This is a genomic window from Actinoplanes sp. NPDC049316 (assembly GCF_040677315.1).
GTDB lineage: Bacteria > Actinomycetota > Actinomycetes > Mycobacteriales > Micromonosporaceae > Actinoplanes.
On the sequence record NZ_JBFAQM010000047.1, the window covers coordinates 19,541 to 43,565 of the forward strand.

25 protein-coding genes are annotated in these 24,025 nt (G+C 73.4%); 11 read left to right on the forward strand and 14 right to left on the reverse strand.

All coding sequences use genetic code 11. The annotated features are described in order from the left end of the window. Positions 1-69: 69 nt before the first annotated feature. Both AB0K03_RS39110 and AB0K03_RS39115 read left to right on the forward strand, forming a co-directional pair. Positions 70-1,080: a polysaccharide deacetylase family protein gene (locus tag AB0K03_RS39110; protein WP_364696560.1), complete on the forward strand. Its 1,011-nt coding sequence runs from the start codon at positions 70-72 to the stop codon at positions 1,078-1,080. A 153-nt stretch (positions 1,081-1,233) separates the two neighbouring features. Then, positions 1,234-1,542: an EAL domain-containing protein gene (locus AB0K03_RS39115; RefSeq protein WP_364696563.1), complete on the forward strand. Its 309-nt coding sequence runs from the start codon at positions 1,234-1,236 to the stop codon at positions 1,540-1,542. Here AB0K03_RS39115 and AB0K03_RS39120 read toward each other — a convergent pair. The 4 genes from AB0K03_RS39120 to AB0K03_RS39135 form a co-directional block, all read right to left on the reverse strand. After that, the gene (locus AB0K03_RS39120) at positions 1,533-2,231 is read right to left on the reverse strand and encodes a response regulator transcription factor (RefSeq protein ID WP_364696566.1); all 699 of its coding nucleotides are present in this window, start codon (positions 2,229-2,231) and stop codon (positions 1,533-1,535) included. The genes AB0K03_RS39115 and AB0K03_RS39120 overlap by 10 nt on opposite strands. A 355-nt stretch (positions 2,232-2,586) precedes the next feature. After that, positions 2,587-3,051, reverse strand: a complete 465-nt coding sequence (locus AB0K03_RS39125) for a DUF6098 family protein (RefSeq protein ID WP_364696569.1) — start codon at positions 3,049-3,051, stop codon at positions 2,587-2,589. 69 nt (positions 3,052-3,120) lie between these two features. Then, on the reverse strand, positions 3,121-3,447 hold the full coding sequence (locus AB0K03_RS39130; RefSeq protein ID WP_364696572.1) for an STAS domain-containing protein: 327 nt from the start codon (positions 3,445-3,447) through the stop codon (positions 3,121-3,123). Positions 3,448-3,487: 40 nt separating this feature from the next. Next, positions 3,488-5,866 (reverse strand): PAS domain S-box protein, encoded by a 2,379-nt coding sequence (locus tag AB0K03_RS39135; protein WP_364696575.1) that lies wholly within the window; start codon positions 5,864-5,866, stop codon positions 3,488-3,490. Positions 5,867-5,965: 99 nt separating this feature from the next. Here AB0K03_RS39135 and AB0K03_RS39140 point away from each other — a divergent pair, with 99 nt between their 5' ends. Together AB0K03_RS39140 and ligD are read left to right on the forward strand one after the other, a co-directional pair. Next, on the forward strand, positions 5,966-6,772 hold the full coding sequence (locus AB0K03_RS39140; RefSeq protein ID WP_364696578.1) for an SAM-dependent methyltransferase: 807 nt from the start codon (positions 5,966-5,968) through the stop codon (positions 6,770-6,772). Positions 6,773-6,871: 99 nt separating this feature from the next. After that, a complete protein-coding gene (ligD, locus tag AB0K03_RS39145; protein ID WP_364696581.1) occupies positions 6,872-8,035 on the forward strand; it encodes a non-homologous end-joining DNA ligase in 1,164 nt (387 codons plus the stop codon). On the opposite strand, the gene AB0K03_RS39150 is transcribed toward ligD, so the two are convergent. The 3 genes from AB0K03_RS39150 to AB0K03_RS39160 form a co-directional block, all read right to left on the reverse strand. After that, positions 8,014-8,184, reverse strand: coding sequence for a hypothetical protein (locus AB0K03_RS39150; RefSeq protein WP_364696583.1), 171 nt, complete (start codon positions 8,182-8,184; stop codon positions 8,014-8,016). The two genes, ligD and AB0K03_RS39150, sit on opposite strands and share 22 nt — an antisense overlap. Before the next feature lie 71 nt (positions 8,185-8,255). Next, complete coding sequence (locus tag AB0K03_RS39155) at positions 8,256-9,500, reverse strand: MFS transporter (protein ID WP_364696585.1); 1,245 nt, start codon at positions 9,498-9,500, stop codon at positions 8,256-8,258. A 110-nt stretch (positions 9,501-9,610) separates the two neighbouring features. After that, a complete protein-coding gene (locus AB0K03_RS39160; protein WP_364696587.1) occupies positions 9,611-10,786 on the reverse strand; it encodes an erythromycin esterase family protein in 1,176 nt (391 codons plus the stop codon). A gap of 59 nt (positions 10,787-10,845) precedes the next feature. Between AB0K03_RS39160 and AB0K03_RS39165 the strand changes: the two genes are divergently transcribed. After that, positions 10,846-11,559, forward strand: coding sequence for a TioE family transcriptional regulator (locus tag AB0K03_RS39165; RefSeq protein WP_364696589.1), 714 nt, complete (start codon positions 10,846-10,848; stop codon positions 11,557-11,559). Here AB0K03_RS39165 and AB0K03_RS39170 read toward each other — a convergent pair. Further along, positions 11,528-12,979: an MFS transporter gene (locus AB0K03_RS39170; RefSeq protein WP_364696591.1), complete on the reverse strand. Its 1,452-nt coding sequence runs from the start codon at positions 12,977-12,979 to the stop codon at positions 11,528-11,530. The genes AB0K03_RS39165 and AB0K03_RS39170 overlap by 32 nt on opposite strands. Before the next feature lie 49 nt (positions 12,980-13,028). On the opposite strand from AB0K03_RS39170, the gene AB0K03_RS39175 reads away from it, so the two are divergent. Further along, a complete protein-coding gene (locus AB0K03_RS39175; protein WP_364696593.1) occupies positions 13,029-13,640 on the forward strand; it encodes a TetR/AcrR family transcriptional regulator in 612 nt (203 codons plus the stop codon). 67 nt (positions 13,641-13,707) lie between these two features. After that, positions 13,708-15,267 carry a serine hydrolase domain-containing protein gene (locus AB0K03_RS39180; RefSeq protein ID WP_364696595.1) on the forward strand — a complete coding sequence of 520 codons (1,560 nt, stop codon included), beginning with the start codon at positions 13,708-13,710 and terminating at the stop codon, positions 15,265-15,267. A gap of 6 nt (positions 15,268-15,273) precedes the next feature. Here the strand turns inward: AB0K03_RS39180 and AB0K03_RS39185 are convergent, their stop codons facing one another. After that, positions 15,274-15,498, reverse strand: a complete 225-nt coding sequence (locus tag AB0K03_RS39185) for a hypothetical protein (RefSeq protein ID WP_364696597.1) — start codon at positions 15,496-15,498, stop codon at positions 15,274-15,276. Between the two features lie 47 nt (positions 15,499-15,545). Here AB0K03_RS39185 and AB0K03_RS39190 point away from each other — a divergent pair, with 47 nt between their 5' ends. After that, positions 15,546-16,520, forward strand: coding sequence for a lipoprotein (locus AB0K03_RS39190; protein WP_364696599.1), 975 nt, complete (start codon positions 15,546-15,548; stop codon positions 16,518-16,520). A 97-nt stretch (positions 16,521-16,617) separates the two neighbouring features. Continuing rightward, positions 16,618-17,244 (forward strand): DoxX family protein, encoded by a 627-nt coding sequence (locus AB0K03_RS39195; protein WP_364696600.1) that lies wholly within the window; start codon positions 16,618-16,620, stop codon positions 17,242-17,244. A gap of 74 nt (positions 17,245-17,318) precedes the next feature. On the opposite strand, the gene AB0K03_RS39200 is transcribed toward AB0K03_RS39195, so the two are convergent. The 5 genes from AB0K03_RS39200 to AB0K03_RS39220 all read right to left on the reverse strand — a co-directional run bounded on the left by AB0K03_RS39200 (position 17,319) and on the right by AB0K03_RS39220 (position 22,667). After that, entirely contained in the window at positions 17,319-18,350 is a 1,032-nt protein-coding gene (locus AB0K03_RS39200) for a LuxR C-terminal-related transcriptional regulator (RefSeq protein WP_364696602.1), read from the reverse strand. Positions 18,351-18,459: 109 nt separating this feature from the next. Continuing rightward, a complete protein-coding gene (locus AB0K03_RS39205) occupies positions 18,460-19,491 on the reverse strand; it encodes a GAF domain-containing protein (RefSeq protein ID WP_364696604.1) in 1,032 nt (343 codons plus the stop codon). Positions 19,492-19,537: 46 nt separating this feature from the next. Then, positions 19,538-19,735, reverse strand: coding sequence for a hypothetical protein (locus AB0K03_RS39210; protein ID WP_364696606.1), 198 nt, complete (start codon positions 19,733-19,735; stop codon positions 19,538-19,540). A 2-nt stretch (positions 19,736-19,737) separates the two neighbouring features. Further along, complete coding sequence (locus AB0K03_RS39215) at positions 19,738-20,211, reverse strand: hypothetical protein (protein WP_364696608.1); 474 nt, start codon at positions 20,209-20,211, stop codon at positions 19,738-19,740. Continuing rightward, positions 20,211-22,667, reverse strand: coding sequence for a molybdopterin oxidoreductase family protein (locus AB0K03_RS39220; RefSeq protein WP_364696610.1), 2,457 nt, complete (start codon positions 22,665-22,667; stop codon positions 20,211-20,213). Before AB0K03_RS39220 ends, AB0K03_RS39215 begins: the two co-directional genes overlap by 1 nt. 181 nt (positions 22,668-22,848) lie before the next feature. Between AB0K03_RS39220 and AB0K03_RS39225 the strand changes: the two genes are divergently transcribed. Together AB0K03_RS39225 and AB0K03_RS39230 are read left to right on the forward strand one after the other, a co-directional pair. Beyond that, complete coding sequence (locus AB0K03_RS39225; RefSeq protein WP_364696612.1) at positions 22,849-23,571, forward strand: hypothetical protein; 723 nt, start codon at positions 22,849-22,851, stop codon at positions 23,569-23,571. Then, on the forward strand, positions 23,568-23,987 hold the full coding sequence (locus tag AB0K03_RS39230; protein WP_364696614.1) for a phage holin family protein: 420 nt from the start codon (positions 23,568-23,570) through the stop codon (positions 23,985-23,987). The genes AB0K03_RS39225 and AB0K03_RS39230 overlap by 4 nt, the downstream gene beginning before the upstream one ends. Positions 23,988-24,025: the final 38 nt, after the last annotated feature.

Below are 24,025 nucleotides of genomic sequence, written 5' to 3' on the forward strand. Positions count from 1 at the left end.
TCCGGCGCGCCGGGTTCCCAGAATGGTGTGCAACGACGGCCGTCGATCCCCTACGGAAGGTGAGCAGTCATGATCAACAGAGCTGTCCGGTCCGCGCTCGTCGCCTGCGCGGCCGGCCTCCTGACGGCCGCGGGCGTGGTCGCCGGCACCGCCGGAGGACCGGCCACGGCGGCCGCCGCCGCGGACTGCAGCAACGGCTACGTCGCCCTGACCTTCGACGACGGGCCGAACCCGAGCAACACCAACAATCTGCTCAACACGTTGCGGCAGGCGGGGGTCCGGGCCACGCTGTTCAACATCGGGCAGAACGCCGCGAGCAACCCGTCGCTGGTCGCCGCCGAGAAGGCCGCCGGCATGTGGATCGGCAACCACAGCTACACCCACCCGCACATGCTCAACCTCAGCCAGAGCCAGATGTCGTCGGAGCTGTCGCGCACCCAGTCGGCGATCCAGAACGGCGGCGGCGGCACCCCGCAGCTGTTCCGGCCGCCGTACGGCGAGACCAACGGCACCCTGCAGTCGGCGGCGTCCGCGCTCGGCCTGCGTACGGTCACGTGGGACGTCGACTCGCAGGACTGGAACGGCGCCAGCACCGCGCAGATCGTGCAGGCGGCGAGCCGGCTCACCAACGGCCAGAGCATCCTCATGCACGACCAGTACGCGACCACCATCGCGGCGATCCCGCAGATCGTCTCCGGGCTCAGCAGCCGGGGCCTGTGCGCGGGCATGATCTCGCCGTCGACCGGGCGGGCCGTGGCGCCCGACGGCACCAGCACACCGCCGCCGACCGGGCCGACGACCCCGCCGCCGGGCGGCAGCTCCTGCACCGCGACCCTGTCCGCCGGCCAGCAGTTCGGCGACCGGTTCAACCTCAACGTCGCGGTCAGCGGCACCAGCAACTGGACCGTCCAGCTCAACCTCAACGGCGGCCAGAGCCTGCAGAACAGCTGGAACGCCTCGGTCAGCGGCACGACGGGGACCGTCACCGCCCGGCCGAACGGCTCGGGCAACACCTTCGGCGTAACGATCATGGCCAACGGCAACTGGACCTGGCCGACGACGTCCTGCCGGGCAGGCTGACAGCAGCGATCCGGACGCGGCCGGGCGGGGACATCACCCCCGCCCGGCCGTCTTTCGCTCCGCAAGGCGGACCGCTTCTGCTCCCGGGCGGCACCTGTACGCCCCCAGCATGATTCTCTCCGGACAGTCCCCACCCGGCGAGAACGCGGCCCCATGACGATCCTGCAGCGCGCCCGCAGCGGCTTGCCGGCCGCCGTGGGCGAGGGGGAGCTGGTCCGCACCATCGTCGGCCTGGCCCACGACCTGCGGCTCGCCACGGTCGCCGAGGGCGTGGAGACCCTCGAGCAGGCAGCCGTGCTGCAGACGCTGGGCTGCGACGAGGGGCAGGGCTGGCACTACGGGCGCCCGGCGCCTGCCGACCGGATCGCCGCGCTGCTCGCCGGTGCCGGGCCCGCGGCAGAGGGCGGTGGCCCGGGCACGACGCCGTCATCGTGTGCCGACCCGTACCCCGCTCACCGCTGAGCTTCGACGTCACCATGGAAGGAAGGGCCGGCATCGTCGGCCCTCTCCCACAGGATCCCGGCGCTCCCGGCGAGGGCGGCGGCCTCCGTACGGCTGGACACCCGCAGCTTGCGCAGCAGCGAGGCCGTCAACCGCTTCACGGTGCGCTCGGAGACGTGCAGCCGACCCGCGATCTCGGTGGTGGTGGCCCCGGCGGCGATGAGCTGGAGCAGCGTGCGGTCCCGGTCGTCGAGCTCGACCGGAGGAGCGGGCCGGGAGCTGCGGGCCGAGCCGAGCACCGCGCCCAGCAGCTCCGCGGGCATCACCGACCAACCGTCCAGAATGGCCAGCAACGGCTGCAGCAGGCGTTCCGGCTCGCTCGTCCTCGGCAGGAAGCCCTCCGCACCCGCCCGCAGCGCCTCCACCGCGGGCGCCGGGTCCTCGTCGCCGGACATGGCCACGATCCGGGCCCGGGGCGCCGCCCGGCGTACGGCGGCGATCGCCGGGATCCCGCCGGGCGCCGGCACGTGCAGATCCACCAGGACGAGGTCGGGCTCCCAGTGCCGGACCAGGCTCGCGGCCGAGGAGGCGTCGCCGGTGCTCGCCACCACCGTGGCATGCCCGTCGCTCGCCTCGTGGAGCACGAGCGCGAGGCCGCTGACGAAGTGGGGGTGGTCGTCGACGATCACGATCCGGACAGATGTGCGCACCCGCCTCGGATGCCCCGGCCGGGCGGGGTCATGCATATCAGTAGGAGTACACGGCTCGTTTACCCCCGGCGGCCGGGGGAACGCTCTCGGCCATGACCGATGAGACCCCAACCGACCGCCATGCGACCGACGAGCCGGACGGCTCCACCGCGTACGAGGCCTCGCTACGCGCGCCCGGCGACTCCGTCACGCCGACCGGCGACGACACCTCGCCGGCCTTCGACGCGGACGGCGGCGAGACGCCGGGCGGCGGCGAGACGCCGGGGGTGGACCCGCGCGGGCTACGACCCCGAAGCCGTCTCCGGAGGGACACCGGAATACCGTCCGGAGCGGTGAGCGGACCGCGGTGCGCCGCTCAGGCGGCGCCTCGCGGTGGCCGGGAACCCGCCCGGTCCAGGGGTCCCCATGCCGCCGCCGGCTGCTCCTCGACCAGCGTCTGGGCCTGCGCCAGCGCCGTGTCCGACACCCACGCCAGCGGCCTGCGGCAGCGCACCAGGGGCTCGTTGTCCGGCCCGCGCCCACACGCCTCGCCGAGCAGCACCCACGGGCGTACCCCGGGTTTGTGCAGGTGGCGGTAGTCGTACAGGCGGCGGGCCGCCCAGAGCCGGCGCGACCGGGCGCCCCACCACCGCTCCACGGTGAGCGGGTTGGCCGACAGGCCGGGCAGGGCGATCCCGGTGAGCGTGTCCCGGCTGGACCCGCCGGGGTTCTCGGCCAGATCGACGGCTGGTCCCTGGGACCAGCGCAGGAACAACTCGCCTCCGGCGGGTGGCCGCTCGACGAGGTCGGTGAGCCCGTCGAGGTCCGCGATCGTGGCCATTGACTCGTCTGGCTCGTACACGAATGCGGCTTTCCCATCGCGCGGGCGCTCAACCATCGGCAGCCGCGCTCACGACTCCGCGGTGGCCTCCGGGGCGAGCACCTTGTCGAGGTTGGTGACCTCGAGGACCATGCGTACCATCGGGCCCGGCTCACGCAGTTGCAGCGTGATGCCCTGTGCGGCGGCGGCCCGGTGCGCGGCCACCAGCATGCCCAGACCCGAGGAGTCCAGGAACGTCACCGCGCTCATGTCGATGTCCAGCCGCGTGCAGTCGCGGCGCTCGACGACCTGCTGCAGCACCTGGCGCAGCACCGCGGCGTTCGCCACGTCCACGTCGCCCTCGGGTACGACGACGATGGTCTCGCCCTCCCGCTCGATCGTACAGTCGAAAGGCATGGCCGATCAGTCCTCCCCAGGATTACGCGCTGGAGCCGCGCTACCCCGGGAGCGGCCGGTCGAAACCTGCCGCGGCCCGCCCGTGATCCGCACCGGGCGGCGCGTGCCGCTGGGCGTGCAGGGCCTGCAGCAGCTCCGTGCCGGTGAACGGCTTCTCGAGCAGGTGCACGTCGGCGGCCAGGGTGCCGTGCGTGGTCAGCACGGGCTGGGCGTACCCGGACATGAACAGCACCCGGATGCCCGGGCGCACCTCGGTGACCGCCTCGGCCAGGTCCTTGCCCAGCATGCCCGGCATGATCACGTCGGTGAGCAGCACGTCGATCGTGCCCTCGTGGGTACGGCTGATGCGCAGCGCGTCCAGCCCGTCGGTCGCGGTCAGCACCGTGTAGCCGCCGCGGCGCAGGATGCGTTCGGTCACCTCGCGCAGCGCCGCCTCGTCCTCGACGACCAGCACGGTCGCGCCGTGCCCGCCGAAGTCCCCGGGCGGCGCCGACGGCCGGGCGTCCTCGGCGACGGCGTCGGTCACGGGCAGCAGGATGGTGATCGTGGTCCCGTACCCGGGCTCGGAGTAGATCTGGACCGTGCCGCCGGCCTGCGTGACGATGCCGTAGACGGTGGCCAGGCCCAAGCCGGTGCCCTGCCCGCTCGGCTTGGTGGTGAAGAAGGGGTCGAACGCCTTGTCGATCACCTCGCGCGGCATGCCGGTCCCGGTGTCGGAGACCCGGATGCGCACGTACGGGCCGGGTTCCAGCCCTGTCCGCGCGGCCGGATGGTCCGCGTCGACCTGCACCGCCGCGGTGTCGATCGTGATGTGCCCGCCGGAGGGCATCGCGTCGCGCGCGTTGACCGCGAGGTTGATGAGCACCTGTTCGAGCTGGCCCGGGTCGGCCATCACCGGTGGCGCCGGCGAGGTACGGGTCACCAGCGTCATGTGCTCGCCGATCGAGCGCTGCAGCATCTGCTCCACCTCGGCGACGACCGCGTTGACGTCCAGCGGCCGCGGCCGGATCACCTCCCGGCGGGCGAAGGCCAGCAGCTGGTGGGTCAGGTCGCTGCCCCGGCGGGCCGCGCGGGCGATCTGCTCGGCGTCGCGCGCGAACGGCGTGCCGGCCGCGTCCTCGGCGATGAACGACGCGTAGTTGAGGATCACGGCCAGCAGGTTGTTGAAGTCGTGCGCCACGCCCCCGGCGAGCTGGCCCAGGCTCTCCAGCCGCTGGGTGCGCTGCAGGCGGGCCTCGACCCGTTGCTGCTCGGCCTCGTCGCGCAGGGCCTGCTGCTCGGCCTCGGCGGTCAGCCGCTCGGTGATGTCGCGTACGGCGGCCACGACGATGACCCGGCCGTCCGCGTCGAACGCGCTGCACGAGATCTCCACCGGCAGCTCCCTGCCGTCGCGGCGGCGCGCGGTGCGCGTGGCCCAGCGGGGCGCACCCTCCGCGGGGTCATGGGACCCGTCGATGCGTTCGGTGTCCAGCGGCGTGGAGTCCCCGCCGGTCCGCAGCATCGCGGCCGCCGGCGGCAACCCGTCGGGCAGCAGCCGGCGTACCCCCATCTGGACGAGGTCGTAGCGCGGCAGCCCGAACAGCCGTTCCGCCTCGGCGTTGACCAGCACGATCGCGCCGGCCTCGTCGACGCCGAGCAGGGCGTCCGGAGCGGCGTCGAGGACGGCCTGCACCTGCGCCTCGGCGCGTTCCCGCTCGCTGATGTCGCGGGCCGTGGTGGTCATGCCCACGATCGTCCCGGCGGCGTCGCGCAGCGGGCTGACCAGCACCGACACGGCGATGACCGAGCCGTCGGAGTGCAGCTTCGTGGTGCGGTACCGGTCCATGCGGCCGCCGATGCGAACCAGCGTGCGGACCTCGTCCTCGTCCACGCGCCGCTCGGGCGGGACGATCCGGTCGACGTTCTGCCCGACCATCTTGGCGGCCGGGTAGCCGTACAGCAGCTCGGCGCCGGGGTTCCAGGTGAGCACGACGCCGTCGAGGTCGGTGGTGACGATCGCGTCGTGCGACGACTGCACGATCGAGGCCAGCAGGGCCCGGGCCTCCTGGGCCTCCCGGTTGAGCGTGTCGTCGCGCAGGATGGTCGTCACCAGCATGTCGCCGCCGGGCATGCTCACCGCGGCGAGCGAGATCTCCACGGGGAAGACGTGACCGTCGCTGCGTACGCCACGCAGCGGCAGCCGGCGCAGCGGCGGATGTTCGCTGGTGAGGTATCCGGCGCGGTCGCCGGGGTGCCGGGCGCGCACCTCGTGCGGGACGAGATCGTCGACGGACATCTCGAGCATGCGGCCCGGTTCGTACCCGAACATCTCGTGCGCGCGGCGGTTGGCGATGACGATGGTGCCGTCCGCCCGGCTGACGATCACCGCGTCGGGTGCCTCGTCCACCAGGAGTCCGGTCAACGCATCGGTCGTCGGCACCATTCCTCGCTTCCGGCGGCTCGGCCACCTGCACTGCCTTACTCAACGTAGAGTGACCTGAACGGTCAGTGGTTGCGGTTCGCCGAAACTGGGGGTGCCATGACGGGGGAGCACCATCTGCCGACCGGGATCGATCCCAACCGGCCCAGCGCCGCGCGGATCTACGACGCCTTCCTCGGCGGGAACCACAACTTCGCGGCGGACCGGGCGGTCGCCGACCGCGCCCGCGAGCTCGTCCCCGAGCTGCCCCGCATCGTGCAGGCCAACCGGGCGTTCCTGAGCCGCGCCGTGCGCTTCGCCGCCGCGCGGGGCATCCGCCAGTTCCTGGACCTCGGCGCCGGCATCCCGGCGAACGACAACACGCACGAGGTGGCCCGCGAGGTGCAGCCCGACGCCCGGGTCGTCTACGTGGACATCGACCCCACGGCGGTCCTGCACGCCCGGGAGATCATCGGCGCGGACCCCCGTACGGTCGTGGTCCAGGGCGACCTGCAACGGCCCGAGACCGTCCTCACCGACCCGGACCTGCGCGGCCTGCTCGACCTCGGCGAGCCGGTCTGCGTTCTCATGATCGCCGTGCTGCATTTCGCCCCGGACAGCGCGGAGCTGACCGCGGCCCTGCGGCACTACCGCGAGGCGGTGGCTGCCGGCAGCTGCCTGGCCATCTCGCACGCCACCGGCACCGCGCGCGCCGAAGAGATGGAACGCTTCGTCGACCTCTACAACCGCACGGGTACGCCGCTCGTCCCGCGCGACCGGGAGCGCGTCGAGGCGCTGCTGGAAGGCTGGGACGTCGTCGAGCCCGGCGTGGTGCACAGCACCGAGTGGCGCCCCGACCCGGGCGGCGACCTCTCCGGCGACCCGGCCGCGACCCTCACCTACGTCGGCGTCGGCACCAAGCCCTGAGCCGTTTGCCCGGATCGCTCCCGAACGCCATCGGTGTAGTTCGCTCGATTCCCGCCGCCCGGCTTGACGGTCGCGGCAGCAGGGAGGTCACTGGAGATCATGGAACTGCCCGAGTCGATCGCGCCGATGCTCGCCACGCTCGGCGAGCCGTCCGCGGAGCCCGGGCAGGCGATCGAGTACAAGTGGGACGGCATCCGGTGCGTCGCGTTCGTCGAGGGCGGCGGCGTACGCCTGCAGACCCGCAACGGCAACGACGTCACGGCCGCGTACCCGGAACTCGCCGGGCTGCCGGAACTGACCGGTGACCGGCCGGTGGTCCTCGACGGTGAGATCGTGGCGCTGGACCCGGCCGGCCGGCCCTCGTTCGCGCAGCTTCAGCAGCGCATGCACGTGGCCGATCCGGCGCCCGCGCTGGTGGCGGCGGTGCCCGTCGGCTACTACGTGTTCGACCTGCTCCACCTCGGCGGGGTCTCGACCATGCCGCTCCCGTACGCCGAACGCCGCGACCTGCTCGCCGGGCTCGCCCTGAGCTCCGCGGCGGTCCGGGTCCCGCCGCACTTCGTCGGCGCCGACCCGCAGGCGATCATGACTGCCGCTCAGGCGCAGGGCCTCGAGGGCATCGTCGTCAAGCGGCTCGCGTCGGCGTACCAGCCGGGACGGCGGTCGCCCAGCTGGATCAAGGTGCCGGTCTCCGCCACCCAGGAGGTCGTGATCATCGGCTGGAAGCCGGGCCAGGGCCGCCGCGCCGGCACGATCGGCTCGCTGCTGACCGCGGTGGCGGCCCCGGACGGGCGGCTGTCGTTCGCCGGCGGGGTGGGCACGGGGTTCACCCACGAGATGCTCACCCACCTGCAGGACGTGCTGCGCCCGTACGCCCGCCGCACCGCCCCGGCGCCGGGGATCCCGCGGGAGTTCGCCCGCGGCGCGCACTGGGTCGAGCCGCTGTTCGTGGGGGAGGTGGCGTACCGGAACTGGACGCCCGACGGCCGGTTGCGGCATCCGTCGTGGCGCGGGCTGCGGCCCGACAAGACCCCCGCCCAGGCCGTACGGGACCGTGCCGCGGCGGAGGCCGTGGTGAAGGGGCGCATGGTGACGCCGGACGGCGGGTGGCGGGTGGAGGTCGTGAGCCGGCACGGCGTCGAGTCGTTCCGCATCGTGCACGGGGACAACGTCGTGGAGGGGCTGGACCTGGCCGCGGTCGAGAAGCTGCTGACGGCGCAGGGTATCGACATGCGCAGCCTTCAGGCCGGGCCGGCGGCCTGATCTTCCGCGCCGGTCATCGGTACGGGTCGGTTGATCTCGCGCAGCCGGGTGAGGATCTGGTGCAGGCGCACGGTGGTGCGGCGGCCGAGGTGCCGGGTCCACTCCTCCTGGACGACGGCCTCGGTCCGGCGGCCACCTGCGGACGGCATCCCACGAGCACGTCCGCGCTGTCTGCGCCCGTGGAGTGAAGGCGCCCGGCGCAGGAGGGTGACATACGGGATCACCTGCGGTGGGTCTCGTACATCCGGACCCAGACCAGCAGGCCCGAGACCGCGGTGAGGACGGCCACGACCGCCACGGCCGTCCGGATCCCGGCGAGGTCGGCGATGATGCCGGCGAGCAGGGCGCCGACGGCGAAGCCGCCGTCGCGCCAGAGCCGGTAGACGCCGACCGCGCGGGCCCGCCAGCCGGGATGCGCGACGTCGGAGACGGCCGCCAGCAAGGTCGGATACACCGCGGCCGTGCCGGCGCCGAGCAGGACGGCCGCCGTCGCCCACAGCGCAAACGTGTCGGCCGCGGCGAACAGCGCAAGGGCGGAAGCCTGCATGAGCATGCCGGTGACGATGAACGGTTTGCGGCCGTAGCGGTCGCAGGCGGGGCCCGTGACGAGCTGACCGAGCCCCCAGACCGCGGGGTACAGGGCCGCCAGCGCGCCGATCCGGGTCAGACCCAGCCCGGCCGTGGCGAACAGGACCGGGAACAGGCCCCAGGCCAGGCCGTCGTTGAGATTGTTGACCATGCCGGCCTGGCTGGCCGAGCTGAGAGCAGGTTCCCGCCAGCTCGTCACGGCCACGACCTCACGTGTCGCCATGGCGGCCGCCGCCGCGCCGCTCCGGGTGGTGGCCTCGTGCCGGGCGTGGCCGTGGGTCTCGCGGACGAAGACGGCCGACAGGCCGAGGCCGACGGCGATGTAGGCGGCGGCGAGCAGGAAGGGGGCCGGGCGCAGGCCGTGTGCCGTGGCCAGGGCGCCGGTGACGAGCGCGGTGGCGGCGACGGCGAGATAGCCCGCGGCCTCGTTGAGGCCCATGGCCAGCCCCCGCCGGGCGGGCCCGGCGAGGTCGATCTTCATGATCACCGTGGTGGACCAGGACAGACCCTGGTGGACGCCCAGCAGCACGTTCGCCGCGACGATCCAGCCCCAGCCCGGCGCCCAGATGATCATGGCTGGGATCGGCACGGCGACGAGCCAGCCGGCGACCAGCACGGGCTTGCGGCCGTAGCGGTCCGAGAGCGTGCCGGCGAAGAAGTTCGTGGCGGCCTTGGTGATGCCGAAGGCGAGGATGTACGTCAGCGCGGCGGTGTAGCCGTCGAGGTGGAACTCCCGTTCGGCGAGCGGGGTGAGCACCGTGCGCTCGGAGCCGAGCACGCCGCCGACCAAGGCGTTGATCACGACGAGCAGGGTGAACTGGGCGGCGTTGACGGCCAGCCCCAGCCGGGGCGCGACGGGTGCGGGCCTCGGCTCCATCGTTCTACGATATTGCGGCTGGAGCGCCAGGCCGGGCTGCTCCTGACGCGCCGTGCTCGTGGACGGCATGCTCGAGTGGCGGCTTGCCGGCCTGCCGGTCGCCGCCTGAGCTACCCGGCCGGGCTCCGGCGGGCGTCCTTGACGAACACGAGCCCGTCCACGCGGGTCACGTGCTCCGGGTCGAGCGGGGCGTAGCCGTACCAGGGGGAGACCCGGGCCGCCGGCGTCGCGTCGCCGAGGTCCCGGGGGTCGAGGAGGCAGGTCTCGTCCGGACGGGCGTACAGGACGCCCTCGATGGTGTCCGGGGGTGGTGTGCCGACTCCGCGGTGCTGAATCGTGCCGACGGCGGAGGCGAGGAAGGCGTACGCCTCGCCGAGGTGGGCGTCGACGAGCGCGCCCGCACTCCACCAGTGCACCGGAAGGTCGCCCAGGCGCATGCTGCTCTCGGTGCGTTGCAGGTGCGCGTTGTGCGCGGTCACCAGCGTCGGGCCCTGGCCGGCGACGGCCAGGAGGTTGGCGGCCATGATGGAGTCGCGGACGCCGAGCAGCCGGGCCATGCGGCCGGGTGACGTGTCGGCCATCCAGTAGTGGTAGCGCAGCAGCCCGGCGGCGGTACGCCCGTACAGCCGCGCCCGGTGCCAGTCCTCGCGCGACGACGTCTCGATCAGGTGGGGGGTCTGCGCCTCGAGCAGGGACACGAGGTCGTCGGCGAGCACCCGCAGCCGGTCGGCGCCGGGCGATCGCCCCACCGACGCGGCCGGGTCCATCATCGCGGCCGGGTTCGGCCACCGGTCGTCCTCGCCGAGCAGCCGGTCGAGCGTCTGCCCGGTGCACGGCAACAGGTCCGCGTCCACCGCCGCGGCGAGGTATGCGTGCAAGGCGGTGAGCGCCTGCCGGGGGCTCGCCGCGCCGGTGATCTCGAGCGGGCCGTCGAACCCGGCGAAGCGCACCCGGTCGCGTGCGGGCCGGTCCTCGTTGTACGCGCGCATCCAGCGGACCAGCTCGCGGTTGCCGGGGAAGGCGCCCCACTCGTGGCTGAAGCCGCGCGCCATGGCCTCGTCGAGGGTGCCCGTGCCGGACCTGACGTAGTCGTCCACGACCAGCCCCATGAGGCAGTCGCTCTCGATGGCGATCGCCCGGTAGCCCTCCCGCTCCACGAGCTGCCGGAACAGCGTGTTGCGGACCTCGAGCAGCGATTCCTCGCCGTGGGTGGGTTCGCCGAGGGCGAGCAGGCGCGGGCGGCGGGACAGGAGCCGCAGGACGGCGGCGGCGTCGACGTTGGTCATTCCCTCAACGGTATCTTTGAACCATCGGTGGAAACTTCTGCGCGAATGCGGGCAGGAACGTGGGGCAAAAGCTTCAAGACGGTGAGCGGCTCCGGCCGGTCGATCTGGCGCGCGGGCACGGCCTGTCCACCCAGGCGGTCCGCAACTACGAGGAGGCGGGGATCCTCCCGGGCGCCGCACGCTCGCCGTACGGCTACCGCGTCTATACGCCGCTGCACGCGTACGCGCTCCGGGCGTTTCTCGCGCTGCGGCCCGGGTTCGGCCATGCCACGGCCGCCTCGGTCATGCAGGCGGTCAACCGGGACGCGACCGAGGAGGCCCTGCGGCTCGTCGACGAGAGCCACGCCCAGCTGCTCGCGGATCGCCGTACCCTCCGGGCCGTCGAGGTCGCCCTGCGCGACCTGGATCCCGTACGCCCGGAGCGCGGCGACACGTTCGTCGGCCCGCTGTCGCGACGGCTCGGCATCCGCCCGGCCACCCTGCGCAAGTGGGAACGGGCCGGGGTGGTCCGGCCGCGCCGCGACCCGCGGACCGGCTACCGCGTCTACGGCGAGGCGGACGTCCGCGACGCCCAGCTGGCCCACCAGCTGCGCCGGGGCGGCTACCTGCTGGAGCAGATCGCCCCGGTGATCGAGCAGGTGCGCTCCGCGGGCGGCGTCGCGCCCCTGGAGTCCATGCTGCGGGACTGGCACGCCCGGCTGTCGGCCCGCAGCCGTGCCATGCTCGGCGGCGCGGCGGCCCTCAACGCGTACCTGGAGCATCGCGGGCAGTGACGCGCCGCGAACGCGCGATGCCCCAGCCGACGAGCGCCGCGGCCACGACGGTGAGGGCGAGACCCCCGATCGTCACCGCCTCCCGGAACTGCGCGGTCTGCTCGGCGCTCCACTGCGACGTCGCGAGGTCCCCGGTGAACAGCGCCGCGAGGATCGTGCCGGTGACCGCGATGCCCGCGCCGGACGTGACCTCGGTGGCCGTGTCGGTGAGCGCCGCGCCGATCGTGGTGCGGTTCTTCGGCAGCCCCCGGAGCACGTTGACGCCGGCGACGACGCCCACCACGCGCATCCCGGCGGCCACGAGCACCAGCGCGAGCGCCACCCATCCGTACCCGAACCGGCCGAGCAGGCCGTAGACCGCCAGGCCGGCCACGACCGCCGCGGCGCTGAGCCAACCGGCCCGCTCCAGGCCCACGCGCCGCACGAACGGGCTGATGAACGCGCCGCCCGCGATGAGCACGACCACCTGCGGCAGCATCCCGAGCGCGGCGAGCGCGGGTGTCCAGCCCCAGTCCAGCTGCAGCTGCAGCGTCACCAGGTAGCCGAGCCCGGCGGTGGCCAGCCCGGCCGCGGCCTTGAACGCCAGACCGCTGGAGACCAGCGGGTGGGCCACGAGCCGCAGGTCGAGCAGCGGGTGGCGCGCCGACCGCTCGCGCAGCACGAAGAGGACCGCCCCGGCGCCGGCCGCGACCGTGCCCGCCCACGGCAGCCACGACCCGGCACCCCGGTCGACGAACAGGGTCGGCGCGACGAGCGCGAGCATGATCGTCGCGGTGCCGAGCATCGCGCCGGCGACGTCCACCGGGTCGCGGTGCAGCCCGGCCGGGACGTCCGGGGCGACGCCGGACCGTACCGCGAGGAACGCGAGCCCGGCGATCGGCACGTTGACCAGCAGCAGCACCTGCCAGGGGGCGGCCGCGAGCACGAAGCCGCCGGCGGTCGGGCCCACGGCGAGGCCGGCCAGGCCCACGGTCGAGATCAGGGTGGTCGCGCGCACGCGGAGCCGGTCGTCGTCGAACAGCCGGAAGGCGAGCGCCATGGACCCCGGCGTCGTCATCGCGGCCGCCACGCCCATCGCCACGCGTACGGCGATGAGCTGGCCCGCGGTGCCGACGGCAGCGGTCGCCAGGCTCGCCGCGCCGAGCAGGAGCAGCCCGGCCAGCATGACCCGCCGGGGTCCGTACCGGTCGGCGACTGCGCCGGAGGCGAGCATCAGCCCGCCGAACACGACCGCGTACGCCCCTGTCACCCACTGCAGGGCGGTGGTGGACGCGTGCAGCTGCCGCCCGATCGTGGGCAGTGCGACGGTGAGGATCGAGGTGTCCAGCATCTCGACCAGGAAGACAGCGGACAGGCCGGCGAGGGCCACCCACGCCTCGCGTAACGACCGTGGTGAGGTTTGCTGGAAAGCGGTGGTCATGCCACTAAGTTAAGTGACTAAGTTTAGTTACGCAAGGAAGTGAGGCCCGATGCCCAGGACCGGCGCCCGAGGCGGCCCGCAGACGCGCGCGAAGATCTCCGAGGTCGCGACCCGGTTGTTCCTCGAGCGGGGCTTCGACGCGGTCACCGTCGCCGAGGTCGCGCGCGAGGCCGGTGTCTCCAGCGTCACGGTCTTCAAACACTTCCCCCGCAAGGAGGACCTGCTGCTGGACCGCGAGGCCGACGCCGCCGACCTCCTGCGCTCGGCGGTAAGCGACCGCGCCCCGGACGTCGACGTACTGACCTCGCTGCGCGACGCGGCCCTGCGTCTCGTCGACGAGCGGCACGCGCTGTCCGGCGTGAAGGACGGCTCCATCCCGTTCTTCCGTACGGTCGCCGCGTCGCCGGCGCTCGTCGCACGCCTGCGGGAGATCGCCGCGGAGCTGCAGGACACCCTCGCCGGGGAGCTGGAGCGGGACCCGGCCTTCGGCGGGGACGCCACCCTGCTGGCCGCCTTGCTCATCGCCGGGTACGCCACCGTGATCGTGGAGACCGCCCGGCGGCTCACCGCCGGCGAGCCGCCGGACGCGGTGGCCGACGACCACCGGGCACGCCTCGAGCGGCTCTTCGCAGCCCTCCGCAACGGTGTCCCCATCGGATAGCGACAAGGGTCGATACTGGGGGCTCGGTCCGCGCCGTGTCGGCGCGCGGAGAACAGGGGGTAGGCCGATGTCAGTGTCGATGTCGCGGCGTACGTTGCTGAGCGCCGCTGCGGGCAGTGTCGCCGCCGTGGCGGCCGTGGCGGCCGGGGCGGAGGCGGGCGCCGCGCCCGCCGGCCGGACGCCGATCTCGCCGGCGTTGCGGGAGCTGGAGGACAAGATCCGCGCCGGCATGCAGCGGTACGCGATCCCCGGCGTGGCGGTCGGCGTCTGGCACCGCGGCACGGAGTACGTGCGCGGCTTCGGTGTCACGAACGTCGACGATCCGGCGCCGGTGGACGGCGACACCGTGTTCCGCGTCGCCTCCACGACGAAGACGTTCACGGGGACGGCCGCGATGCGCCTGGTCGAACGCGGCCGCCTCGACCTCGACCGTACGGTGCAGAGCTATCTGCCGGGCTTCCACACCACCGACCCGGCCGCGTCGGCCCGCGTCACCGTGCGGCAGCTGCTCAACCACAGCGCCGGGTGGCTCGGCGACTTCTTCCTGGACACCGGTACGGACGACGACGCGCTCGCCCGCTACGTCGAGGCGATGTCCCGGCTGCCCCAGCTCACGCCGCCGGGGAAGGTGTTCTCGTACAACAACGCCGCCCTGTCGCTCGCCGGGCGGCTGATCGAGGTGGTCACCGGGTCGTCCTACGAGGAGGCCGTACGCACCCTCGTCCTCGACCCGTTGCGGCTGAAGCACAGCGCCTACTTCCTGGACGACATCCCGGGCGCGACGGTCGCCGTGCCGCACGGCGTGGGCGCCGACGGCAAGCCGTTCGCGGCGCCGGAGGCGTTCGCGATGCCGCGCAGCATCCATCCCGCCGGCGGCCTCATCTCCAGCGCCCGCGACCAGGTGCGGTGGGCCCGGTTCCACCTCGGCGACGGCCGTACGCCCACGGGCCGCCGCCTGCTCACCCGGCGCTCGATGCACGAGATGCAGTCGCACCCCGGGCCGGGCGGCACGCTGTTCGTGGAGCTGGACGGCTACGGCGTCACGTGGATGTTGCGCCCGACCGCCGAGGGGCCCAAGGTGGTGCAGCACGGCGGGGACTGGGCGGGCCAGCACTCCGGCTTCCTCATAGTGCCCGAGCGCGGGTTCGCGCTGACCGTGCTCACGAACTCCGAGGGCGGACCGCTGCTCACGGCCGAGCTGTTCGCCGACGACTGGGCGCTGCGCCGCTTCGCCGGCGTGCGCAACCTCCCGGCGGTGTCCCGGTCGCTGCCGGCCGGCGCGCTGGCCGCGTACGAGGGCCGGTACTCGGGGTCGCAGATCGGGTTCGAGGGGGAGACCGCCACCGTCGAGATCGACCTCGTGGCGGCCGCCGGCGGGCTCAGCGTCCAGGTCGACGGTCAGGAGGCGCTGCGGCTGGAGTTCTACCGCCGCGACTACGTGCGGGTTCTCGAGCCCGGGGGAGCGGACACGTTCTTCCGCGCCAACTTCGTGCGCGGCGAGGACGGGAAGATCGCCTGGCTGCGGTACGGCGGCCGGCTCTACCGCCGGGGCGCCGCGACCCTGCGTACCGCCGGCAGGTCGTTGCCGCTGCAGCGGTCCACGTTGCCGTACCCGGGAATCCGGTAGCGGCAGTCACCGGGTGCGGCCGCTCTCAGGCCGCACCCGGGACGCCCGCCGCCGGTGGTCGTGCCGTTCCGGCACCGGGTCGAGCCGCAGCCGGTCGCAGGCGGGCTCACCGGTCCAGTTCGCGGTGACGGCGCGGTATCCGTTCTGGTAGTCGCCGATCGCGCGGACGCACGAGCCGGCCGGCAGCAGCATCCGCAGGCCGCGGCCGGGCGCATCGCGCGATCCCCGCATCCGGCGGGGCAGCGCGGCTGACCGTTTCCCCGTACAGTGCTCGCCTTGTGATCAAACATTTCCATCTGTCCGCTGTGGCCGCCGGTCTCGGTCTGGTCCTGTTCACCGGCGCCTGCGGCGCGAAGGACGGCGGCACGGCGGCGCCCGCACCGGCGTCCTCCGCCCCGGCCGCGGCCGGCAACACCGCCGAGATCTGCGCCTCCGGCGGCAGCGCCGCCCGCGACGTCGTGGTCGGCCTGTTCTCGAAGCTCGGCGCGGCCGCGAAGGACGGCAAGCCCGACGAGGCCGCGCTCACCCGCATCTACCGGGACACCTTCGGCAAGCTCGGCGACGACCTCGAAGCCCACGCCGCCCGGGCCACCGACCCGGGTCTCGCCGCGGTGCTCCGGGAGATCGCGGCGGAGGCCGACAAGGTGGCCGCCGCACCGGACGCCGAGGCCGGCACCAAGGGCTTCCAGGCGGCGCTGGGCAAGCTCGAGCAGTACTGCCCCGACGGCGAGCCCGGCACCACCTCGTCCGCCGAACCCGGTGCCCCCGCTGACGGGGTCGTCGGGGCGAAGGGCAGCGCCTGCGAGCTGCCGGTGACCTTCCCGGTCGCGCCGAAGTGGAAGCCCAAGGCGGTCGAGGTCGCCGACGACGACCCGCTGGCCGAGCTCGCGCGCAAGGGGCCGCTGCGGATGGTCTGCGAGATCGACGCCAAGCCCGCCGGACACGTCGGCTTCCTGCGCGTCTGGTCCGACCCGAAGGGCGGCGAGCCGCGTGCCGCGCTGCAGCCCCTCGTCTCCGGGAAGAAGACCCGCAACGTCACCTACAAGCCCTTCACCGCCGGCGGGCAGGGCGCCGTCGAGGTGTCCTTCGAGCAGTACCAGGAGCTGCTCGAGGAACACGTCAAGCGGCGGGCGTTCGCCGTACGCACCCCGGGCGGCGCGGTCGTGGTGGAGCTGGGCACCCTCGACAGCTCGGAGTTCGAGGCCATGCTGCCCGCGTACGACCTGGCCAAGGGCGGGCTGAAGGTCGGCTGACGGGCGTCGGCGGGGTCCCCCCGGCGGGGGCCGAAGGTCCCGGCGGGGTGGGGCCCCGCGGCACTGATCATCGGCGTGGCGGCGGGATGGAATGTAGGTGCCACGACGAACCAGGAAGGACGTGGACGCCATGACCGCCGTCCCGCACGCCGACGCCCCCAGCACCATCAGCACCGAGATCAACGGCACCAAGGTGTCGATCGGCGCCTCGGGTGCGACCGTCACCGAGACCACCCGCCGCAAGGCCGCCCGTTACACCCTCGCGGGGCTGCGCCTGGCGCTCGGCTGGATCTTCCTCTGGGCCTTCATCGACAAGCTCTTCGGCCTGGGCATGGCGACCCCGGAGAAGGGCGCCTGGATCAACGGCGGCAGCCCGACCAAGGGCTTCCTCGGCAAGGCCGTCGCCGGCCCGTTCGAGGGCTTCTACCACGGCATCGCCGGCGCGGCCTGGGCCGACTGGCTGTTCATGATCGGGCTGGCGGCCATCGGCACCGCGCTCATCCTCGGCATCGGCCTGCGGGTCGCCGCGGTGGCGGGCAGCCTCCTGCTGGTCATGATGTGGTCCGCGGTGCTGCCCCCGGAGAACAACCCGTTCATGGACGACCACCTCGTCTACGCCGGCGTGCTGGTGCTGCTCGCCCTCACCTCGGCGGGTGACACGCTCGGCCTGGGCCGGCTGTGGAGCCGCCTCGCGATCGTCAAGCGCCTCCCCTGGCTGAAGTAGCCTCAACGAACGGAAGTGCGAGGGCCGCACCCACCGGGTGCGGCCCTCGCGTTGCGCCGGGTGGAGAGGCAGCCTCAGCGGAGCGTCTCCGGTGGCCCGGTGGAGAGGTCCACCGGTATGTACAGGCCCTGCCGGCTGGCCCGCATCGCTGCCATCGTGCGCGACTCGGCGCCGAGCTTGGCCATGACGTGCTCCACGTGCGACACCACGGTGCGAGCGGCGACGAACAGGGTGGCGGCGATGCGGGCGTTGGACCAGCCCTCGACCAGGCCGCCCAGCACTTCCAGCTCGCGACGCGTCAGTCCGTGCAGCGGCGGCGCGGCGCTGATGAGGATCACCGCACGCAGATTGCCGGGCGCGACCGCGGCGCAGGACAGCACGGTGACGCGCACGAGCTCGCTGGTGCGAACGCCGCCGTCCACGGGATACACGAAGCTGGCGTAGGCGCCGTCGCGGTGCAGCGCGGAGGTGGACACCCGCACCAGCGGGGATCCGGAGCACACCATCGGATGACCCGGCCGCCCCGGTAAAGCCTCGATCCGGCCGGAGCGGGTCAGCAGAGCGCCGGCGCTGACGTCGGCGACGATGTCCGCCATCGCGCCGACGGTGCGCAGCGGATCCAGCGCCGAAGCGATCAAGGGCATCACCCGGTGCAGTAGCGCGCAGACCTCGTCACTGGCCGGGGTGGCGTCGCCGCTGTTCATCCACAACAAACCCAGGTACCGGCCGTCCGGTGTGATCAACGCCGTACCCAGGCCCTCCCGGAAACCCGCAGGGCGCAGATGCTTCGCCCAGGTGGGCAGCTCCATCGGCGCCATCGGCAGGTCGATCACCCGCATCGGACGGGAGACGCGCAGCAGCGAAGCGCCGTCCAACTCGTCGACGAACGCGACGCTGTCGAGGTACGGGTGAATCGGCTCGTAGCCGCGCCGCGTGACCGGCACCTGCAGCCGCCGCTGAGCATCGAACAAGGTGATGAGGGCCGCGTCGTAGGGGTAAACGCGCCGCAGCTGCTCCAGGAAGTCCTCCGCGCGTTCTTCCACCCGCGCCGCGGAACCGGCCGCGGCGATCCGCAGCACGATGCCTTCCGGATCGACCGGTGCCACGCCGTCATCACCGTCCCAGGACAACCGTATCGTCGAGGGTCTGCGGCCGGTGGGAAGCCGGCCGGCAGAGCCCAAGCCTAGTGCCCGGCCTCGCCTCGGATGACCCCGATCAGTCGCGGTCCGGTGCGATCGGCGCGGGCAGGTACAGGCCGAGGGCGGCGGCACGGAGTACGGCGGCGTCGCGGGTGGGCGCCCGGAGCGCGGCGCGCGTGTGGTCGAGGGTGGTCATGACGGTGCCGGGGGACAGTCCGAGGTGGGCGGCGACGCGTCGCGGCTGCCAGCCGGCGATGAGCAGTCCGAGAACGGTCAGGTCGCGGTGGGTCAATGTGTGCAGGTCGGGCGCCGGGGACAGCAGCACGACCCCGGATCGGTGGCCGGGCGGCACTCCGTGGCAGGCGAGGACCGTCACTTTGAGGTAGTCGCGCCGCCGGCCGGCACACCGGGTGGTGGTGGTCAGCAGGACGGCGTGGCTCTCGGCGGCGCCCAGCCGTGCCGAGGCCTCGGCCAGCGCACGCGAGCCGGGAGCGAGCTCCGGGTGACCGGGCAGGCCGGGAAGGGGCTCGATCCCGCCTTCACGGGTGAGCACGACCCCGGCGACCGCATCGGTGACCAGGGCGGCCAGCTCGGTCAGGGCGCGCAGGGGGTCCACTGCGTCGGCGATGAGCGGGGCGAGCCGTTCGAGCAGGTGACAAGTGTCCTCGTCGAGGGGGACGGTGGTCTCCGTGCTGGCCGCGAAGACGCCGAGGTAGCGGCCGTCGAAGGTGTGCAGGGGCACGCCGACGCCCTCGCCGAAGCCGGCCGGGCGCAGGTACTCGGCCCACACCGGTACCTGCTCGGGCGGAACCGGGGAGTCGCAGACCCGCCGGGGCTTGCGGCCCAGCATGCCGACCTGTTCGAGGTCGTCGATCATCGCCGGACCGTCGAGGTACTCCTGGACGCGGCCGGGGTAGCCCCGGCGGGCCAGGGCCGGCACCACCCGGCGTTCCGGGTCGAGCAGCACCAGGTAGGCGGCGTCGGAGTGGATCACCTGCTGCAGCACGGTCAGCAGCGCACCGGCCCGCTCCGGCAGGGGGCGGGGCATGGCCGCGATCGCGGCGACCTCGTCGATCACCCCGACGCTTCGGCGGCTGCGGTCACTCATCGGCGGCCGCGGCGATCCTCACCACGGTACGACAGTAGCGCCTTCGTCAGTCGTCGCTGCGCCGGCGGTCGCCCACGTACGCGAGCAGCTCCGGGTCCGCGGAGGTGAGACGGTCCATCTCCTCGCCGGCGTCGCAGCTCAGCAGCGCGATGACGATCCCGTCGGCGCCGCGGGCGAGCACCTCCCAGGTCGCGCCGGAGTCCTCCCAGCGGCGCAACCGCTCCACCTTGTCCTGGCCGGCCACGATCAGCTCCCGGTCGCGACGATCAGCGCCTGCGGGGCGGCGGCCTTCATCCGGGTGTTGAGCCACGACAGCTGGCGTGAGGTCTCGCCGTTGGCGTCCTGCGCCACCTGCAGCAGGTCCCGGTCGCGCAGGCCCTGGGCGGCCTGCGCCACCACGGTCCAGGTGGTCTGCACCAGCGTGCCGAGCACGTGCAGGTCCTGCAGGTCGCGCAGCAGCCCGACCGGGCCCGAGCGCACCTCGGCGAGGCCGGCGGCGTGCAGGCGTTCGGGCTCGTCGGCGCCGGCGTCGGCGCGTTCGCCGTAGCGCCGCACGATCGGGGTGAGCCGCCGGACGTGGTCGTCGCTCATCCCGGCCAGCTCGCGGCAGACGAACAGCACGTCGGGATGCTGCGCATGGCCTTCCCCGACGACGCGGAACGAGTCCGCGAGGGTCTGCTCGCCGCGGTGCGCGAGCGCGAGATAGGTGGCGAGCTGCATCAGGACGCTCCCGGGTCGTTCGGGTACGCGGGCGTGGGCACCGGCCGGCTCGTCGTGGCGGCGCCGCCCCGGGTCGGCGGCACCCCGGCACCGGCCGGGGCGGACGCGGCAGTGGTGGGCGCCGGGGCGGGACCGTCGCCGTCGCGTACCTTCGTCACCCGGCACGCCGCGGTCTTGAAGTACGGCTGCTTGGACACCGGGTCCCACACGGTCATGGTGAGCTCGTTCGCCTGACCCGGCGGGTCGTCGCCGGCCGAGCCGTAGTGGAACGGCGCGAACACCGCGCCCCGCATGACCTGCCCGACGCGCGCCTTCACCTCGATGGACCCGCGGGGCGACTCGACCCGGACGAGGTCGCCCTCGGCGATGCCCAGGCCGGCGGCGTCGGCGGGGGACAGCTCCACCCAGGCGTCCGGCGCGGCGTCGTTCAGCGAGCGGGACCGGCTGGTCTTGGTGCGGGTGTGGAACTGGTAGACCGTACGGCCGGTGCTGTAGAGCAGCGGATACTCGTCGCTGGTCTCCTCGTGCGGCGGCGTCCACTTCGCACCCTTGAGGAAGGCGCGACCGTCGGGCCGCAACGCGCGGTGCTCCTGCTGGGTCACCGCCGCGCCGGTCAGCAGGTCGTGGCCGTACGTCTCGCAGTAGTCGGTGGCGGTGGGGAACACCGCGTCGGCGTAGAGGCGGTCGGTGCCCTCCGGCGCGCGCTCGTTCACCGGCCACGGGATGCCGGTGGGGCCGCGCAGTTTCGCGTACGACAGCCCGGTGTAGTCGACCGGGCGGCCGCGGGTCGCCTCGCACCACGCCTCGAAGGCCTCCTCGGCGGTGCGCCAGCGGATCAGCGGCTCACCCGCGGCGTCCCGGAAGTCCATCGCTTTCGCGTACGCCAGGAAGATGTCGAGATCGCTGCGGGCCTCGCCGGGCGGCTCCACGGCCTTCTCGGACAGGTGCACCGTACGGTTGACGTTGGTGAAGGTCCCGGTCTTCTCGCCCCACCCGGCGGCGGGCAGCACGACGTCGGCCAGCCGCGCGGTCTCGGTCAGGAACAGGTCCTGCACGACCACGAAGCACTGGTCGCCGCCGAGGATCCGGCGGATGCGCGCCGACTCCGGCATGGACACCGCGGGGTTGGTCGCCGAGATCCAGAGGAAGCCGATCGAGCCCTCCTCGGCGTAGCTCATGATCTGCATGGCGTGCGTGGGCGGGGCCCAGTGCGGGATCGTCAGCGGATCCACGTTCCACAGCCCGGCGAGCTCGTGGACGTGCTCCTCGTTGTCCCAGTTGCGGAAGCCGGGCAGGTCGCCGTCCGCACCGGTCTCCCGGTTGTTCTGGGCGGTGGGCTGCCCGTTCATCTGCAGGATGCCGGCGCCGGGGCGGCCGATCAGCCCGCGCAGCAGGTGCAGGTTGTGCACGGCCACGGCGGACGCGGTGGCCTGGTGCGACTGGTAGAAGCCCTGCAGCACGGTGGAGAGCACCGCGCCGCTGGTGCCGAAGATCCGGGCGGCCCGGCGGACGTCTGCGGCGGCCACACCGCAGATCCGCGCCACCTCGTCCGGGGTGTACGGCTCGACCACCGCGCGCAGCTCCTCCCCGCCGAGCGTGTGCTGCGCGACCCACTTCTCGTCGACCCAGCCGTTCGCGAACAGCTCGCGGGTCAGGCCGTTCATGAGGGCCAGGTTGGTGCCCACCCGCGGGGCCAGGTGCACGCCGCCGGTGCGTTCGGCCTCGGCCGCCACCGGCGTGCGGCGGGGGTCCACGCACACGATCACCGGCGGGTCGGCGGCCCGGGTGCGGTCCAGGATCCGCGCCCACAGCACCGTCTGCGTCTCGGCCATGTTGTGGCCGTACAGGAAGATCGCGTCGCAGTGCTCGATGTCGGTGTACGAGCCGGGCTGGCCGTCCGCGCCGAAGGACTCCTTGAACGACGCGGCGGCGGTCGCCGTGCACAGCCGCGTGTTGCCGTCCATGTGCGGCGTGCCGATGCCCGCCTTGCCGATGACGGCCAGCGTGTAGTACTCCTCCAGGAACAGCTGCCCGCTGGTGTAGAAGCCGTGCGACAGCGGGCCCTTCTCGTCCAGCAGGCGCCGGGAGACCTCGGTGATCCGGGCCATCGCCGTGTCCCAGTCGGTCTCGACGAGCTCGCCGTGCTCGCGCACGAGCGGACGGGTGAGCCGGTCGGGGGAGTGCGCCCAGGCGGTGCTGCCGTACAGGCCCTTGGGGCCGAGCCGGCCGTGGTTCACCACGTCGGTGGCCCGGCCGCGGACGCCGACCATGCGCCCGTCCTTGACGGCGATGTCGCAGCCGCAGCCGTTGCTGCAGAGCAGGCAGGCGCTCTGCACCCACCGGTCGACCTCGCTCTCGGTGATGCCGTCGGCGAGGTGCTGGTCGATCCGGGCCGGCCACACCGTGCCGCGCGGGTGCGGGGTCCGCGGTCCCCAGATGTCGGCGATGCGATCCATGGCGCCTCCGGTTCGTCCGGGAGAGATCCTAGGCCCGCGCGCCGTGCCGCGCCGGGCGAGAAAGACCCCGATACCCCGTCATGGGCCGTCCGAAAACTCCCGACCGGATGGATTGTGCCTGGTCAAAGCGGGTAGACGAGATCGCGACAGAGAGAGCCGATCCTGCTGGAGGAGGCTGGATATGACCGATCCACGCGCAGGCATGTACGCGTCAGGCGGCGCCCACGCGCAGGAGCCGTCCGCGGCCAGACAGGTGGCCGGGCAGAGCGCGGAGGCGGCGGGGCAGGCGGCGAGCGAGGTCGCCGGCACCGCGAAGGACCAGGCGCAGCGGGTCGCCGCCGAGGCCGCCTCGCAGGCCCGCTCGGTCGCCGCCGAGGTGCGCGACCGGGTCGGCGAGCAGGCCCGTACGCAGAATGACAAGCTGGTGACCACGATCCGTGAGACCGCCGACCACCTCGACGAGATGCGCGGCGAGCGGCAGGACACGCCTGCCGCTACCGTGGTGGCGCGGGTGGCCGACGGCGGCCGGCAGCTGGCCGACTACCTGGACCGTAACGGGCCCGAGGGCGTGCTGCGCGAGGTCAGCGACTTCGCCCGGCGGCGTCCCGGCGCGTTCCTCGCGACCGCCCTGGCGGCGGGGTTCGTGGTCGGGCGGCTGGGCAAGGGCGTGATGAAGGCCGACGACACCGCGGGCAAGCCCGCCGATGACACGTACACCTCGCAGGCCGGCGCGGCCGAGGACTACGGGACCACCGGATACACCACCCCGGCGGACGCGTACGACATCGGCGCCACCACCGCCACCACGGCGGTCTACGGCTCGACCTACGCCGCCACCGGCACCGGCACGCCGGTCGTCGCGGACCAGGGCTACCCGACCGACCTGCCCGGAGGCACCCGATGACGACCACCGCCAACCGCCCGGACCACCGCGAGCAGGCGGCCGAGACGTCCATCGGCGAGCTGATCGGCAACATCAGCAACGACCTGTCGCAGCTGTTCCGCCAGGAGGTGGAGCTGGCGAAGGCCGAGCTGAAGCAGGAGGCGACGAAGGCGGGCAAGGCCGCCGGGATGCTCGGCGGCGCCGCGTTCGCCGGCTACATGGTCATCGTGCTGCTCAGCTTCGCCCTCGTGGCCGCGCTGAGCAACGTCATGGACCCGGGCTGGGCCGCGCTCATCGTCGCCGCCCTGTGGGGCGCCGCCGGCGCGGTGCTGTTCCTCGACGGCCGCAAGAAGCTCAAGACCGTGGACCCCATGCCCCGCCGCACCGTCGACACGCTGAAGGAGGACGCGCAATGGCTGAAGAACCCGACCGGCTGAGGCAGGAGATCGAGGAGACGCGGGCCTCGCTGACGCGT

Coding starts and splice junctions, on each gene's coding strand:
- AB0K03_RS39215 (WP_364696608.1), bottom strand. CDS start 20,211: ATGCAGCTCGCCACCTATCTCGCGCTCGCGCACCGCGGCGAGCAGACC.
- AB0K03_RS39110 (WP_364696560.1), top strand. CDS start 70: ATGATCAACAGAGCTGTCCGGTCCGCGCTCGTCGCCTGCGCGGCCGGC.
- AB0K03_RS39220 (WP_364696610.1), bottom strand. CDS start 22,667: ATGGATCGCATCGCCGACATCTGGGGACCGCGGACCCCGCACCCGCGC.
- AB0K03_RS39130 (WP_364696572.1), bottom strand. CDS start 3,447: ATGCCTTTCGACTGTACGATCGAGCGGGAGGGCGAGACCATCGTCGTC.
- AB0K03_RS39225 (WP_364696612.1), top strand. CDS start 22,849: ATGACCGATCCACGCGCAGGCATGTACGCGTCAGGCGGCGCCCACGCG.
- AB0K03_RS39115 (WP_364696563.1), top strand. CDS start 1,234: ATGACGATCCTGCAGCGCGCCCGCAGCGGCTTGCCGGCCGCCGTGGGC.
- AB0K03_RS39205 (WP_364696604.1), bottom strand. CDS start 19,491: ATGAGTGACCGCAGCCGCCGAAGCGTCGGGGTGATCGACGAGGTCGCC.
- AB0K03_RS39170 (WP_364696591.1), bottom strand. CDS start 12,979: ATGACCACCGCTTTCCAGCAAACCTCACCACGGTCGTTACGCGAGGCG.
- AB0K03_RS39160 (WP_364696587.1), bottom strand. CDS start 10,786: ATGACCAACGTCGACGCCGCCGCCGTCCTGCGGCTCCTGTCCCGCCGC.
- AB0K03_RS39150 (WP_364696583.1), bottom strand. CDS start 8,184: ATGCCGTCCGCAGGTGGCCGCCGGACCGAGGCCGTCGTCCAGGAGGAG.
- AB0K03_RS39230 (WP_364696614.1), top strand. CDS start 23,568: ATGACGACCACCGCCAACCGCCCGGACCACCGCGAGCAGGCGGCCGAG.
- AB0K03_RS39175 (WP_364696593.1), top strand. CDS start 13,029: ATGCCCAGGACCGGCGCCCGAGGCGGCCCGCAGACGCGCGCGAAGATC.
- AB0K03_RS39125 (WP_364696569.1), bottom strand. CDS start 3,051: ATGGCCACGATCGCGGACCTCGACGGGCTCACCGACCTCGTCGAGCGG.
- AB0K03_RS39155 (WP_364696585.1), bottom strand. CDS start 9,500: ATGGAGCCGAGGCCCGCACCCGTCGCGCCCCGGCTGGGGCTGGCCGTC.
- AB0K03_RS39180 (WP_364696595.1), top strand. CDS start 13,708: ATGTCAGTGTCGATGTCGCGGCGTACGTTGCTGAGCGCCGCTGCGGGC.
- ligD (WP_364696581.1), top strand. CDS start 6,872: ATGGAACTGCCCGAGTCGATCGCGCCGATGCTCGCCACGCTCGGCGAG.
- AB0K03_RS39140 (WP_364696578.1), top strand. CDS start 5,966: ATGACGGGGGAGCACCATCTGCCGACCGGGATCGATCCCAACCGGCCC.
- AB0K03_RS39185 (WP_364696597.1), bottom strand. CDS start 15,498: ATGCGGGGATCGCGCGATGCGCCCGGCCGCGGCCTGCGGATGCTGCTG.